This window comes from Janibacter sp. RAF52, from assembly GCF_052114035.1.
Lineage (GTDB): Bacteria > Actinomycetota > Actinomycetes > Actinomycetales > Dermatophilaceae > Janibacter > Janibacter hoylei.
In genome coordinates this window covers 1-13,643 of the sequence record NZ_JBFRDY010000018.1, presented here as the reverse complement: position 1 = coordinate 13,643, position 13,643 = coordinate 1, and the positions used below count along the sequence as shown (strand labels likewise).

12 protein-coding genes are annotated in these 13,643 nt (G+C 71.1%); 8 read left to right on the top strand and 4 right to left on the bottom strand.

What is annotated here, in order from left to right:
- Both AB4Y78_RS15425 and AB4Y78_RS15420 read left to right on the top strand, forming a co-directional pair.
- Positions 1–264 (top strand): UDP binding domain-containing protein (locus AB4Y78_RS15425; RefSeq protein ID WP_441737287.1); only part of this gene is annotated, 264 nt, incomplete at its 5' end.
- A gap of 252 nt (positions 265–516) precedes the next feature.
- Positions 517–1,695 (top strand): acyl-CoA dehydrogenase family protein, encoded by a 1,179-nt coding sequence (locus AB4Y78_RS15420; protein WP_282071183.1) that lies wholly within the window; start codon positions 517–519, stop codon positions 1,693–1,695.
- Positions 1,696–1,953: 258 nt separating this feature from the next.
- On the opposite strand, the gene AB4Y78_RS15415 is transcribed toward AB4Y78_RS15420, so the two are convergent.
- On the bottom strand, positions 1,954–2,814 hold the full coding sequence (locus tag AB4Y78_RS15415) for a 3-hydroxybutyryl-CoA dehydrogenase (protein ID WP_265229884.1): 861 nt from the start codon (positions 2,812–2,814) through the stop codon (positions 1,954–1,956).
- Positions 2,815–2,903: 89 nt separating this feature from the next.
- Here AB4Y78_RS15415 and AB4Y78_RS15410 point away from each other — a divergent pair, with 89 nt between their 5' ends.
- Genes AB4Y78_RS15410 through AB4Y78_RS15400 form a run of 3 tightly spaced genes read left to right on the top strand, consistent with a single transcriptional unit; the run spans position 2,904 to position 5,745 of the window.
- Positions 2,904–3,641 (top strand): (Fe-S)-binding protein, encoded by a 738-nt coding sequence (locus tag AB4Y78_RS15410; protein WP_040881688.1) that lies wholly within the window; start codon positions 2,904–2,906, stop codon positions 3,639–3,641.
- Positions 3,638–5,122 (top strand): LutB/LldF family L-lactate oxidation iron-sulfur protein, encoded by a 1,485-nt coding sequence (locus tag AB4Y78_RS15405; protein ID WP_306514069.1) that lies wholly within the window; start codon positions 3,638–3,640, stop codon positions 5,120–5,122. The genes AB4Y78_RS15410 and AB4Y78_RS15405 overlap by 4 nt, the downstream gene beginning before the upstream one ends.
- The gene (locus AB4Y78_RS15400; RefSeq protein ID WP_441715282.1) at positions 5,119–5,745 is read left to right on the top strand and encodes a LutC/YkgG family protein; all 627 of its coding nucleotides are present in this window, start codon (positions 5,119–5,121) and stop codon (positions 5,743–5,745) included. Before AB4Y78_RS15405 ends, AB4Y78_RS15400 begins: the two co-directional genes overlap by 4 nt.
- A 142-nt stretch (positions 5,746–5,887) precedes the next feature.
- On the opposite strand, the gene AB4Y78_RS15395 is transcribed toward AB4Y78_RS15400, so the two are convergent.
- Positions 5,888–7,309 (bottom strand): LCP family glycopolymer transferase, encoded by a 1,422-nt coding sequence (locus tag AB4Y78_RS15395; protein ID WP_265229882.1) that lies wholly within the window; start codon positions 7,307–7,309, stop codon positions 5,888–5,890.
- A 93-nt stretch (positions 7,310–7,402) separates the two neighbouring features.
- Here AB4Y78_RS15395 and AB4Y78_RS15390 point away from each other — a divergent pair, with 93 nt between their 5' ends.
- Positions 7,403–8,383, top strand: a complete 981-nt coding sequence (locus tag AB4Y78_RS15390) for a glycosyltransferase family 2 protein (RefSeq protein ID WP_265229881.1) — start codon at positions 7,403–7,405, stop codon at positions 8,381–8,383.
- Positions 8,384–8,401: 18 nt separating this feature from the next.
- Positions 8,402–10,546 (top strand): SpoIID/LytB domain-containing protein, encoded by a 2,145-nt coding sequence (locus AB4Y78_RS15385; protein ID WP_259909482.1) that lies wholly within the window; start codon positions 8,402–8,404, stop codon positions 10,544–10,546.
- A 9-nt stretch (positions 10,547–10,555) separates the two neighbouring features.
- Here the strand turns inward: AB4Y78_RS15385 and AB4Y78_RS15380 are convergent, their stop codons facing one another.
- On the bottom strand, positions 10,556–11,194 hold the full coding sequence (locus AB4Y78_RS15380) for a CoA transferase subunit B (RefSeq protein ID WP_259909483.1): 639 nt from the start codon (positions 11,192–11,194) through the stop codon (positions 10,556–10,558).
- Between the two features lies 1 nt (position 11,195).
- Positions 11,196–12,017, bottom strand: coding sequence for a CoA transferase subunit A (locus AB4Y78_RS15375; protein WP_441715285.1), 822 nt, complete (start codon positions 12,015–12,017; stop codon positions 11,196–11,198).
- A 287-nt stretch (positions 12,018–12,304) separates the two neighbouring features.
- On the opposite strand from AB4Y78_RS15375, the gene AB4Y78_RS15370 reads away from it, so the two are divergent.
- Positions 12,305–13,643: peptidoglycan-binding domain-containing protein (locus AB4Y78_RS15370; RefSeq protein WP_441737284.1), on the top strand; the 1,339-nt coding region annotated here is incomplete at its 3' end.

Sequence of the window (13,643 nt, the reverse complement as noted above, 5' to 3'; positions counted from 1 at the left end):
CGCCTGATCATGAAGGCCGGCTCGGACAACTTCCGCGCCTCCTCGATCCAGGGGATCATGAAGCGCCTCAAGGGCAAGGGCATCGAGGTCATCATCTTCGAGCCCGCCCTGACCGAGGAGACCTTCTACGGCTCCCGCGTCATCCGCGATGCCCGCGCCTTCAAGGACGAGGCGGACGTCATCATCGCCAACCGCCGCACCCCTGATCTCGACGACGTCGCCGACAAGGTCTACACCCGCGACCTCTTCGGCACCGACAGCTGACCTTGCTCGGTCGGCTCCGGTCGAAGGGGGGATGGCTGCGCCCGCCGAAGTCCTTCGTGTCGCAGGCATCTCGCCGTGTCGTGACCGACGTCGGCTTGGTGTGCGCAGCCATCCCCTTTCGACCTGCGCGCGGCGGTCCCCCTTCGGCCTGCGCGTGATCGTGACCGTGTGGGCAGGCGACAGACCACCGGGGGGCGTGTTGGCGTTGAACACCTGTGCAAGAGCGAGGTGATGGCCGGTAGCATCACGGCCGTGAGCGCGAACCCAGACTTCGACCTGTTCCGTACCACCGAGGACCACGAGGCGATCCGCGAGGCCGTCAGGGCCGTCGCGGAGGCGAAGATCAAGCCCTTCGCCGCTGCCGTCGACGAGGAGTCCCGGTTCCCGAGCGAGGCCAACCAGGCTCTCATCGCGGCCGACTTCCACGCAGCCCACGTCGCCGAGGAGCACGGCGGCGTCGGCGCGGACGCACTCGCCGTGTGCATCATCATCGAAGAGGTCGCGCGCGTGTGTGCCTCCTCCTCGCTGATCCCCGCCGTCAACAAGCTCGGCTCCATGCCGGTGATCCTCGGCGGGTCCGAGGAGATCAACGACCGGTACATGCCGCGCCTGGCGAAGGGGGAGGGCTTCAGCTACGGCCTCTCCGAGCGTGAGGCCGGCTCCGACACCGCGGGCATGAAGTGCAAGGCGACCCGCGACGGCGACGACTGGGTGCTCAACGGGCAGAAGGCGTGGATCACCAACGCCGGCGAGTCCGAGCTGTACACCGTCCTCGCGGTCACCGACCCCGACGGCCCGCGCGGCAACAACATCTCCGCCTTCGTCGTCGAGAAGTCGGACGAGGGCTTCGGCTTCTCCGAGAAGGAGCGCAAGCTCGGCATCAAGGGCAGCCCGACGCGCGAGCTGCACTTCGACAACTGCCGCATCCCCGGCGATCGGATCGTCGGTGCCGAGGGCGAGGGCCTGAAGATCGCCCTGCGCACCCTCGACCACACCCGCGTCACCATCGGTGCGCAGGCCGTCGGCATCGCCCAGGGGGCGCTCGACGAGGCGATGGCCTACGTCAAGGAGCGGCAGCAGTTCGGCAAGCACATCGCCGACTTCCAAGGCATCCAGTTCATGCTCGCCGACATGGCGATGGAGCTCGAGGCCGCCCGCCAGATGGTCTACGTCGCCGCGGCCAAGTCCGAGCGCCACGACGCCGACCTGTCCTTCTTCGGTGCCGCCGCCAAGTGCTTCGCCTCGGACGTCGCGATGAAGGTGACGACCGACGCCGTCCAGCTCCTCGGTGGCGCGGGCTACACCCGTGACTTCCCGCTCGAGCGGATGATGCGCGACGCCAAGATCACCCAGATCTACGAGGGCACCAACCAGGTCCAGCGGGTCGTCATGGCGCGCCAACTGCTCAAGGGTCTGCCGACCGCGCGCTGACCTCCCTTCGCCGAGGCCGCATCTCCCTAGGGAAATGCGGCCTCGGCCGGCCAGCCCGGCCGCATCTCCCTAGGGGAATGTCACCCGGCCGGCCCGCAGGGTCGCCTCGGCGCACGGGTGGCACCGCGCACGGAAAAGTCCGGACCGCTTCACGTCGACGTCGCGTCGCGTGGGCAGTCCGGACTTTTCTGTGATGCGCGCGGGTCCACCCGCACGCCTCGGTCCGTGGAGCGCGCGGGGGCACCCCCACGCCTGGGTCTACTGCTCGTAGGTGTAGAAGCCGCGGCCGGTCTTGCGGCCGAGGAGGTTGGCGTCGACCATGCGCTGCAGGAGCGGCGGGGGAGCGTAGAGCGGCTCCTTGAACTCCTCGTAGAGCGACTCGGCGACGGCCATCGTCGTGTCGAGGCCGATGAGGTCGGCCAGGGCGAGGGGGCCCTGCGGGTGGGCGGCACCCAGGACGAAGCCCTGGTCGATGTCCTCGGCGGTCGCGAAGCCGGACTCGTACATGCGGATCGCGCTGAGGATGAAGGGGATGAGCAGGCTGTTGACGACGAAGCCGGCGCGGTCCTGGCAGGTGATCGCGTGCTTGCCGAGCTCGCCGTCGACGTAGGCGCGGGCCCGCTCGGTCGTCTCCTCCGCCGTCATGAGCGAGGGGACGAGCTCGACGAGCTTGAGCACCGGCACCGGGTTGAAGAAGTGGACGCCCAGGACGTTGGCCGGCCGCTTGGTGACGGTCGCGAGCTTCATGATCGGGATCGAGCTCGTGTTGGACGCGAGGATCGCGTCGGGGGAGGTGACGATCTCGTCGAGCTGCTTGAAGAGGTCGACCTTGGCGCCCTCGTCCTCGACGATGGCCTCGACGACCATGTCGCGGTCGGCGAGCTCACCGAGCTCGGTGACGACCCGGATCCGCTCGAGGACGGCGTCGGCGCGCTCGAGGCGGCCCCGCTCCTCGGCGCGGCGCAGCGACTTCTCCAGGCGGCCTCGTCCGGCGTCGGCCCGCTCCTGGCTCGACTCGACGACGACGACGTCGGAGCCGGCCCGAGCACAGACCTCGGCGATGCCGGCGCCCATGAGGCCGCAACCCACGACCCCGATCTTCTGCAGCGTGTTGTCCATGCGCTCACGGTATCCGGTGTGTGACACCCCTCACTCGCCGGGATCTTGGCATAGCCTGCGAGGGAGGTCACCACCGTCGAGGAGGTCAGATGAGAGTCGCCCTCATGGCCACGTGCATCGGGGACACGATGTTCCCGGACGTCGCGAAGGCCACCGTCCGACTGCTCGAACGGCTGGGGGTGGAGGTCGACGTGCCACCGGCGCAGACCTGCTGCGGCCAGCCGATGATCAACACCGGCTACTTCGACGAGGCCGAGCCCGTCGTGCGGTCCTACGCGAGCACCTTCGCCGACTACGACGCCGTCGTCCTCCCTTCGGGCTCCTGCGCCGGAAGCGTCCGCCACCAGCACGAGATCATCGCGCGGCGCTCCGGCGACGCCGGGCTCGTCGCCGCGGTCGAGCGCCACGGACCTCGTGCCCACGAGCTGTCGCAGTTCCTCGTCGACGTCCTCGGGGTCACCGACGTCGGAGCATCCTTCCCGCACTCGGTCGCCTACCACCCGACCTGTCACTCGCTGCGGATGCTCGGGGTCGGGGACCGGCCACGACGGCTCCTCGAGGCGGTCCGCGGCCTCGAGCTGCGTGAGCTGCCGCAGGAGCGGGAGTGCTGCGGCTTCGGCGGCACCTTCGCCGTGAAGAACGCCGACGTCTCCGCCGCCATGGGGCAGGACAAGGCGGCCCACGCCATCGAGTCGGGCGCCGAGGTGCTCGTCGCCGGGGACTCCTCCTGCCTCATGCAGATCGGCGGCGTCCTCTCCCGGCAGGGGGCGGGCGTGCGCACCATGCACCTCGCCGAGGTGCTCGCCGCGACCGAGGAGGACGCATGAGCGCCGACACGCAGACCACCTTCCTCGGGATGCCTCCCTTCCCGGAGGCTGCTGTCCACGCCCTCGCGGACGAGCAGCTGCGGGCCAACCTCCACCGGGCCACCAGCACCATCCGCGCCAAGCGCGCCGACGTCATCGGCGAGCTCGACGACTGGGAGGGGCTGCGTCAGCGGGCCGCAGACATCAAGGACCGCGCCCTCCACGGGCTCGACGAGCACCTCGTGCAGCTCGAGGAGCAGCTGACCGCCCGCGGCGTCACCGTTCACTGGGCCCGCACGGGGGAGGAGGCCTGCCAGATCGTCGGTGACATCGCCGCCTCCCACGGCGTCGACGAGGTGGTCAAGGTCAAGTCCATGGCCACCCAGGAGATCGAGCTCAACGAGGCCCTCGAGGCCCGCGGCATCTCCGCGTGGGAGACCGACCTCGCCGAGCTCATCGTGCAGCTCGGGCACGACCTGCCGAGCCACATCCTCGTGCCCGCGATCCACCGCAACCGCACCGAGATCCGCGACATCTTCCTCGAGGAGATGGGGCAGGTCGGGCGCCCCGCGCCCGACGACCTCACCGACGACCCGGCGGCCCTCGCCGAGGCCAGCCGGCTCCACCTGCGGGAGAAGTTCCTGCGGGCGAAGGTCGCGGTGTCGGGGGCGAACTTCGCCGTCGCGGAGACGGGGACCCTCGTCGTCGTCGAGTCGGAGGGCAACGGCCGGATGTGCCTGACGCTGCCCGAGGTGCTGGTCAGCGTCGTCGGGATCGAAAAGGTCGTCCCGACGTGGGACGACCTCGACGTCTTCCTCCAGCTGCTCCCGCGCTCGAGCACGGGGGAGCGGATGAACCCTTACACCTCCACGTGGTCCGGGGTGACCGAAGGGGACGGGCCGCAGGAGTGCCACGTCGTCCTCCTCGACAACGGCCGCAGCAGGGCCCTCGCCGACGAGGTCGGCCGGCAGGCGCTGCGCTGCATCCGCTGCTCCGCCTGCCTCAACATCTGCCCGGTGTACGAGCGCACCGGCGGCCACGCCTACGGCTCGGTCTACCCGGGACCGATCGGCGCGATCCTCAACCCCTTGCTCAAGGGCGTGGGGCACAGCGACCAGGTGGACTCCCTCCCCTTCGCCTCCAGCCTGTGCGGTGCCTGCTACGAGGTCTGCCCGGTGAAGATCGACATCCCGACCGTCCTCGTCGACCTGCGCGCGCAGGTCGTCGACGCCCACCGGGACGACCGCGTCCCGAAGCCCGAGGCGGCCGCGATGAAGGCGACCGCCTGGGCCTTCGCCGATGCGCGCCGGCTCGCCCTCGGGCAGCGCGCGAGCGGTCTCGCCGGGCGGGTCCTCAGCCGCGTGAGCCGGCGCGACAACGCCTCCGGCCGAGCGGTGCTCGGCTGGCTGCCCTCCGTGGGGCGCCAGTGGACGCAGGCGCGGGACATGCCCGTCCCACCTCGGCAGTCCTTCCGGCAGTGGTGGCAGGGGAGGTCGCGATGAGCGCCGCACGTGAGGAGATCCTGGCGGCGGTGCGCGAGGCGGTCCGCGGTGCCGAGCCGATCCCCGCCGCGGGGGCGCAGCCGACCCTGCCGCCGGTCGACCGCGCCCAGGTGCTCGACCGCTTCGCCGAGCTGGTGAGCGACTACCGGGCCACCGTCGTGCGCTGCCGTGCCTCCGAGGTGCCCGTGCAGGTGCTCTCCGCCCTGCGCGGAGCCGAGCGGGTCATCGTGCCCGACGGGGTCCCGGGCGCCGTCCGTGAGGCCGTCGTCGACCGGCTGGGGCAGGACGCCGTGTCGACGGGCGACGCCGACGACCACGGGATCGAGGGCTTCGATAGCGTCGTCACCACGTGTGCGGCCGGCATCGCCGCGACCGGCACCGTGGTCCTCGACCACGCCGAGGGCCAGGGCCGTCGAGCCCTCACCCTGCTGCCCGACCGGCACGTCGTCATCGTGCGGGCGAGTCAGGTCGTGCCCGACGTCCCGCATGCCGTCCGTCGCCTGGACCCGCAGCGCCCGCAGACGTGGATCAGCGGGCCGAGCGCGACGAGCGACATCGAGCTCAGTCGTGTCGAGGGTGTCCACGGCCCGCGCACCCTCGTGGTACTGCTCGTCGAGGACTGAAGGAGCGCCCTTCGAGACGGCCGCGGGGCGGCCTCCTCAGGGAGCCGTCAGGGGGTCGCGCGGCCTCCTCAGGGAGCCGTCAGGGGTCGCGCGGGCCTCCTCAGGGAGCCGTCAGGGGTCGCGCGGCCTCCTCAGGGAGCTGTCAGCCGTCGCCCGGCTCGACCGTGATCGGCCGGTCGGCGCGCAGGTCCTCGAAGAGCTTCGTCGACTGGGCCTCGTCCCACTGGACCGCGGAGCCGACGCTGGTCGGCAGGTTGTTGTTGGCGACGGGCACGGTGACGGAGTTGCCGTCCCCCTTCGCGATGCTGCGGAAGGCCCACATCGCCCGCGCGGTGCCCAGCAGCGAGTCGTCCTGGCCGACGGTCAGCGCGCCCGCCGTCTCGGTGCCGAGGGAGTGGACCTTCCACGGCTGGAGCATCGTGCTGGGGGTGGCGATCTTGCCCATGAGCGCACCGAGGAACTCCCGTTGCCGCTTGGCGCGACCGAGGTCGCCCTCGGGGTCGGAGTAGCGGGCGCGCACGTAGCCGAGGGCGTTCTTGCCGTCGAGGACCTGGCAGCCCTTCTTGAGGTTGATGTGCGCCTTCTCGTCGTTCATGTCGTTCTTGACGCAGATGTTGACGCCGCCGACGGCGTCGACGACGGTCGCGAAGCCGCCGAAGCCGATCTCCATGTAGCCGTCGATCTTCAGCCCGGTGTTGTGCTCGATCGTCTGCGCGAGCAGCTTGGCGCCGCCGATGCTGAAGGAGGCGTTGATCTTGTTCATCCCGTTGCCGGGGATCTCCACGTAGGAGTCGCGCGGGATCGACAGGAGGGTCGACTCCCCGCCGCCGGTGTGCAGGACGAGGATCGAGTCGGTGCGGGCGCCTCCGGTGTCGTGACCGGTGCCGAGCCGGTTGCGCTCCTCGGGGGTCATGCCGTCGCGGGCGTCGCTGCCGACGAGCAGGACGTTGCGCCCTTCGCTCGACGGCCGGTCACCCTCGGGGGTGGCATCGACGCGGCCGACCTCGCTCCACGCGGAGTTGACGGCCCAGGCCATGCTGCCGCCCCACAGCAGCAGCAGGACGAGGACGAAGGCGCCGAAGGTCCGCAACGGGTTGCGTCGGCGCGGCTTGGGGGCCCCCTGGCGCGGGCGCCCATCCGGGCCACCCGGACCGCCCGGCCGGCGGGGTCCGCCGTCACGCGGGGGAGCCGGTCGACGTGTCGTCGCGGCCTGCTCCGGGGCAGGGCGCGAAGGGGGCGTCCCCGCCGGCATGACGCGGGTGCGGGGCTCGTCGGTGGTCCGGCGAGGCGGTGTCGTGCGCGGGCCGGTCGCGGCCGGCCGGGTGGGCATCGGGCGGGCTGCGCCGGACGGGTCGCGGGGCCGACGGGCGGCACCGGAGCCGCCCATCGCGGACGAGGCCGCGGCGCGCTCGCCGGACGACGGGCGGCGTGGGCGGTCCCTCTTGCCCGTCGGGATCGCCCGCGCCTCGTCGCGTCCGCGGCGACCCTTGCGGATGTCGAAGGTCATCGCGTCGTCGTCGCGCCCGTCGTCGGGGCGTCGCGGGCTGGTGGGGCGATCAGGCATGCCAAGGAGGATAGGAGCAAAGGCTGGCAGGTCGCAGGACGACGACGGCGCGTCCGCGGGGCGCCCACCGTGACCTTGTCCATACTGGAGCGCGTGTCCCCCCGTGTCAGCGTCGTCATGCCCGTGCTCAACGAGGCCCGCCACATCGCCGACTCCGTGGCGATGGTCCTCGGGCAGGACTGGCCCGGTGAGCTCGAGCTCGTCCTGGCACTCGGCCCGTCGACCGACGACACCGACGAGATCGCCGCTCGGCTGAGCGCGGAGGACACCCGGGTCCGCACCGTGCCCAACCCCTCCGGCCGCACTCCTGAGGGCCTCAACGCCGCTATCGCCGCCTCGACGGGCGAGATCGTCGCGCGGGTCGACGCGCACGCGGAGATCCCGACCGACTACCTGAGCCGGGCGGTCGAGGTGCTCGAGGCCACGGGGGCCGACAACGTGGGCGGGATCATGGACGCCGTGGGGCGCAGCCCGCTCGAGCGGGCCATCGCCTGTGCCATGAAGAGCCCCTTGGGCGTCGGCGGGGCGCGGTTCCACGTCGGTGGCGAGGCCGGCGAGTCCGACACCGTCTACCTCGGCGTCTTCCGCCGCTCCGCCCTCGAGCGGGTCGGTGGTTACGACCCCCACTTCGCGCGGGCCCAGGACTGGGAGATGAACCACCGCATCCGGTCCACCGGCGGACGGGTGTGGTTCACGCCCGAGCTCGTCGTCACCTACCGGCCCCGCTCAAGCGTGCGGGCGCTCGCCGACCAGTACTTCAACTACGGCCGCTGGCGGAGGGTCGTCGCCCGGCTGCACCGTGGCACCGCCAACGCGCGCTACCTCGCGCCGCCGGCGATGGTGGCGGGGACGACGGCGGCGACCCTGGTCGGCGCCGTCTGGCGCCCCGCGTGGATCGTCCCCGCCGGTTACCTGGCCGCGGTCACCGTCGGTGGCATCGCCATCTCGAAGGGGGAGGAGCCCGCCGTGCGGGCCCGGGTTCCCCTCGCGATCGCCACGATGCACTGGGCCTGGGGGCTGGGCTTCATCACGAGTCCGCGACACCTGTCGGCCGGACTTCCGCAGGAGCGCTGACGCGAGGACAATCCCCCCATGGGAGTCGTCCGTGAGCATCGTCGTGTCCTGACCCGCGTCGTCGTGGCGGCGGTGAGCGTCATCGCGATCGGTGGTGGCTCGGCCCACGGTGCTGCGGCTGCTCCCGCGACGGCCGCCGCCCAGTCGGTCGACACCTCGCCGTGGAGCTTCACCGGACGCGGCTTCGGTCACGGGGTCGGCATGAGCCAGTACGGCGCCCTCGCCCAGGCCAAGGCGGGGCGCTCCGCACGCGAGATCCTCGGCTTCTACTACGCGGGCACGACCTACGACGCGGTCCCCGACACCCAGACGATCCGGGTCAACATCGTCCGGGGCCGGAGCACGACCGCGGTGAGCGGTCTCGCCCGCTCCAGCGGCGGTGGCACCCTCACGGTGACGGCCGGGTCGAGCACGCTCAGGGCCGCCGCGGGCCGCAGCGTCTCCCTGCGACGCAGCGGCTCGTCGGTCGTCGCCTCGTGCTCTGGCTGCTCGCCGGCGTCGGTGACGGGCTCGGCAGTCTCCATCACCTGGGACCAGACACGCACGGATCTCTCGCTCGGCGGCAAGCGATACGCCCATGCTCCCTTCGTCATCACGCCGACACCGGGGGCCGCGACGCTCGAGGGGGTCCTGCACCTGCGTCTGGCCGACGAGTACCTCGACCAGGTGCGTGAGGTGCCGTGGTCGTGGCCGGACGCCGCGCTCGAGACGCAGGCGGCCGCAGCTCGCGCGTACGCCCTGCGCAAGGTGGCCGGCGGCGTACGATCGGCCTGCGCCTGCCACGTGCAGGACAGCATCACCGACCAGGTCTACGGCGCGGTGCCCACGGGCAGCGAGGCCAGCGCATGGCCGCGGTGGCGCGCCGCGGTCGCCGCGGGCGGCAGCTCGACGACCGGCTACGTACCCCGCTACGGGGGTCAGGTCATCGAGGCCCTCTACTCGTCATCCTCCGGCGGCCACACGGTCAACAACGAGGACATCTGGGGCGGGGCCCCGGTGCCCTACCTGCGCGGTGTGCCCGACCCGTGGAGCACCAAGAGCGACAACCCGCGGCGGAGCTGGACGACCGAGGTCCCGCGGTCCAAGGTGGCCACCGCCTTCGGTCTACCGGACGTCCGCTCCCTCGACCTGTCCGAGCGCACGAGCGCCGGCTCCGTCCGCTGGGCCCGCGCCACCTCATCGGCCGGGGTGACGAAGACGCTGCGGGGCGACGACATGCGACGCGCCCTCGGTCTCTCCTCGGCGTCGACCCGGCGACCGGGGGAGCGGGTCACGGGCGACACGCCGGCAGACCTGGCCGCCGCCACCGCCCGCTCGGCGCCGTCGACGGCCACGAGCGTCGTCATCGCCCCCGCCTCGCAGACGCATGTCGCCCACCTCGTCATGGCCCGGCCCCTCGCGGGGTCGCTGCGGGCGCCGCTGCTGCTCAGCGGCACGACCCGGCTGGCTCACGCGACCCGCACCGAGCTCGACCGCCGGGGTGGGCGCATCACGCGCGCCTACGTCGTCGGTGGAGGACCGATGATCAACACCTCCGTCATCACCGAGCTGCGTGCCCGGGGCATCACCGTGACCCGGGTCGGGATGAGCGACCAGGACGCGACCGCGGCGGCGATCGTCGACCTCATGGCCGCGCAGGGGCCGATCACGCGGGCAGCCGTTGCCACGCAGGAGACGGTGCCCGAGGCCGGAGCCTTCTCTGCGGTCGCCGGCACCCGACGCGAGCCGATCGTCTGGGCGAGCCGGTCCGCGGTCGGGCCACGTGCCAAGGCGGCGCTGCAGCGCGCCCGGGTGCGCAGCGTGCGGATCATCGGGTCCTCCAGTCGGATCCCCACCGCCGTCTCGAGCGACCTGAGTGCCTCCGGCTTCAGCCCGTCACGCCTCGCGGGGACGAGCTCGGCGGAGATCTCGGCCGGCATCGCCCAGTACTTCCGCAACAGCTACTCCGCGACCCGGGTGTCGCTCGCGCGGTCGACGAGCACCCGCACGAGCGACCCGGCGATCGCCGCGGCCTATGGCGAGCCCGTGCTCATCGTCGGCACGGCACCGCCTGCGCAGGTCGTCGTCCAGGTGCAGCGCAGCCCGCAGTGGCCGAGCATCCGCGCCGTGGGCCCCTCATCGCGGGTCACCTCGACGACGCTCGCGCGGGTCCGCGACTCCTGACGCTCCCTGTCAGTCGAGCTCGACGCGCAGCTGCGCGCCGGTGCGCTCGACGACCTCCTCGGTCGTGACGCCGGGGGCGAGCTCGCGCAGGACGAGTCCGGTGTCGGTGACGTCGATGACGGCCAGGTCGGTGATGATCCGTTGGACGACGCCCTTGCCGGTCAGGGGCAGGGCGCACTCGCGCACGATCTTGTGGGAGCCGTCCTTGGCGACGTGCTCCATGAGGACGATGACCTTCTTGGCGCCGTGGACCAGGTCCATCGCGCCGCCCATGCCCTTGACCATCTTGCCGGGGATCATCCAGTTGGCGATGTCACCGTTGGCCGCGACCTGCATCGCGCCGAGGATGGCCGCGTCGACCTTGCCGCCACGGATCATCCCGAAGCTGGTGGCCGAGTCGAAGATCGAGGCGCCCTTGCGCAGGGTGACCGTCTCCTTGCCCGCGTTGATCAGGTCGGCGTCCACGGCCTCCTCACTCGGGTAGGCCCCGACACCCAGGATCCCGTTTTCGGACTGCAGGACGATCTCCACGTCGTCGGGCACGTAGTTGGGCACGAGCGTCGGCAACCCGATCCCAAGGTTGACGTAGTCACCGTCCGACAGCTCCTCAGCCGCACGGGCGGCCATCTGCTCACGGGTGAGCGCCATGTCAGACACCTTCCTTCGACGAGTCACGAGTAGGGGTGATGGTGCGCTTCTCGATCCGCTTGTCCGCGGCCTGCTCCGGGATGAGCTCGACCACCCGCTGGACGTAGATGCCCGGCAGGTGGATCGCGTCAGGGTCCAGCTCGCCGGGCTCGACGAGCTCCTCGACCTCGGCGATCGTCACCCGACCAGCCATCGCGCACAGGGGGTTGAAGTTGCGGGAGGTCGTGCGGAAGACGAGGTTGCCGTGCCGGTCGCCCTTCCACGCGCGCACGAGAGCGAAGTCGGTGGCGATGGCCTCCTCGAGGACGAACTCGTGCTCCTCGGTCACCGTCGACCCGTCGGCCCGGCGCGAGGCCACCGCGAAACTGCGCGTCTCCTTGGCGGGGGAGGCGACCACCATCTCACCGGCCTGGTCGTAGCGCCACGGCAAGCCACCCTCGGCGATCTGCGTCCCGACACCGGTGCGGGTCCAAAAGCCGGCGATGCCCGCACCACCAGCACGCAGCTTCTCCGCGAGGGTGCCCTGCGGCGTCAGCTCCACCTCGAGCTCACCCGAGAGGTACTGCCGGGCGAACTCCTTGTTCTCCCCGACGTAGGAGGAGACCATCCGCCGGATCTGACCACCGGCCAGCAGCAGGCCCAAACCCCAGTCATCGACACCACAGTTGTTCGACACGCACTCCAGGTCACCCACCCCCTTCGCCTGCAACTCGGCGATGAGCACGCTCGGGATCCCGCAGAGCCCGAAACCGCCCACTGCCAACGTGGCACCGTCGGAGATGTCCGCGACGGCCTCGGTTGGTGAGGAGACGACCTTGTCCATGGGGTCACCGTAGCGGCCGGCCCGTGGGGTCGTGGGTGTGGTCAGGTCACACCAATCCAGTGCGAAGGGGTCGCGTGGCGACAGCCCGGGCGGGGGTCACGAACTGTCACGAGGAGTGAACTACAGGGACGTAATACATCTCGTGGGTCTAGCGGGACGTGTGTGGTGGGTGGAACATGAGTGACGGATCGTGACCTTCGGTGCTGCCGTGACTGGTGTGACTCGAGGGGGCGACCCACTGCCCTGATCGGGTTCCCCTGCCCGCGTCCACACAAGGAGCTCCCCGCGTGTCACGTTCTGTCCGTTTCGTCGGCGCCGCACTCATCCCCGCCTTTACCCTCCCCGTCGGCGGCGCTGCCGTGGCCAGGAGCGCGGACGTACCCCCGCCGCCGACCAACAAGAACCTGCCCCGCGATCTCGACGTGGCCTCGCCCTACATCCCGCAGTCGGTCTGCGACCCGACGCCGAAGCCCGGCGTCACCGCCTTCGCCCGGCTCATGGCCAACCACTACGACGAGTTCAACTACGGCATCTCGCGGGCGTGCAACTACGGACTGACGGAGCACTCCGAGGGACGCGCTCTCGACTGGATGCTCAACGCCTACGACCCCCACGAGCGGGCGGTCGCCGATGGCGTCATCTCCTGGCTGCTGGCCCCCGACTCCCAAGGGCGGCCGGCCGCGATGGCCCGCCGATTCGGCGTCATGTACATCATCTGGAACCGTCAGATCTGGGGCACCTACCAGATGGATGCCGGCTGGCGGCCGTACAACGGCGCCAGCCCGCACACCGACCACATCCACTTCAGCTTCAGCTGGGACGGCGCCATGCAGCGCACGTCGTGGTGGACCGGTGTGGCCTGGACCGGCGTGACCCAGGGACCCGGCGGACCGCCGGCGCCCCTGCCCGACCCGACGAGCTACCCGACCCTGCGCGAAGGTGCCTCCGGGCCCGACGTGCAGCTGGCCCAGAAGGTCATCGGCGTCTCCGCGGACGGGGTCTTCGGTCCGGCGACCCGTGAGGCGCTCAAGACCTGGCAGTCGAAGAACGGCATCAAGGTCACCGGCATCCTCGACCAGGCGACCTGGGACCAGATGGTCAAGCTCGGCAAGATCCCGCCGCGTGGTGGGGACGATGCGGGCGGTGCCCTCACGCCCTACCTCAAGACCAAGATCCGCCTCGGGTCCACCGGTGACGCGGTCAAGGCGCTGCAGAAGGAGCTGAAGATCAGCGCCGACGGCGTCTTCGGCTCCGGCACCGAGAAGGCCGTGAAGGCGTACCAGAAGTCGAAGGAGCTGGACCAGAACGGTATTGTCTCGCCGAACGTCTGGCGTGCCCTGGCGGGTCTGAAGTACACGAAGACCGACCCGGCGAAGTCGGCCCCCGGTGGGGACCTCGCGCCCTACCTCACCACCAAGATCCGCAAGGGGTCCACCGGTGACGCGGTCAAGGCGCTGCAGAAGGAGCTGAAGATCAGCGCCGACGGCGTCTTCGGCTCCGGTACGGAGAAGGCCGTCAAGGCGTACCAGAAGTCGAAGGAGCTGGACCAGAACGGCATCGTCTCGCCGAACGTCTGGCGTGCTCTGGCCGGTCTGAAGTACACCAAGACCGACCCGGCCAAGCCGG

Coding starts and splice junctions, on each gene's coding strand:
- AB4Y78_RS15415 (WP_265229884.1), bottom strand. CDS start 2,814: ATGGACAACACGCTGCAGAAGATCGGGGTCGTGGGTTGCGGCCTCATG.
- AB4Y78_RS15410 (WP_040881688.1), top strand. CDS start 2,904: ATGAGAGTCGCCCTCATGGCCACGTGCATCGGGGACACGATGTTCCCG.
- AB4Y78_RS15405 (WP_306514069.1), top strand. CDS start 3,638: ATGAGCGCCGACACGCAGACCACCTTCCTCGGGATGCCTCCCTTCCCG.
- AB4Y78_RS15400 (WP_441715282.1), top strand. CDS start 5,119: ATGAGCGCCGCACGTGAGGAGATCCTGGCGGCGGTGCGCGAGGCGGTC.
- AB4Y78_RS15395 (WP_265229882.1), bottom strand. CDS start 7,309: ATGCCTGATCGCCCCACCAGCCCGCGACGCCCCGACGACGGGCGCGAC.
- AB4Y78_RS15385 (WP_259909482.1), top strand. CDS start 8,402: ATGGGAGTCGTCCGTGAGCATCGTCGTGTCCTGACCCGCGTCGTCGTG.
- AB4Y78_RS15380 (WP_259909483.1), bottom strand. CDS start 11,194: ATGGCGCTCACCCGTGAGCAGATGGCCGCCCGTGCGGCTGAGGAGCTG.
- AB4Y78_RS15375 (WP_441715285.1), bottom strand. CDS start 12,017: ATGGACAAGGTCGTCTCCTCACCAACCGAGGCCGTCGCGGACATCTCC.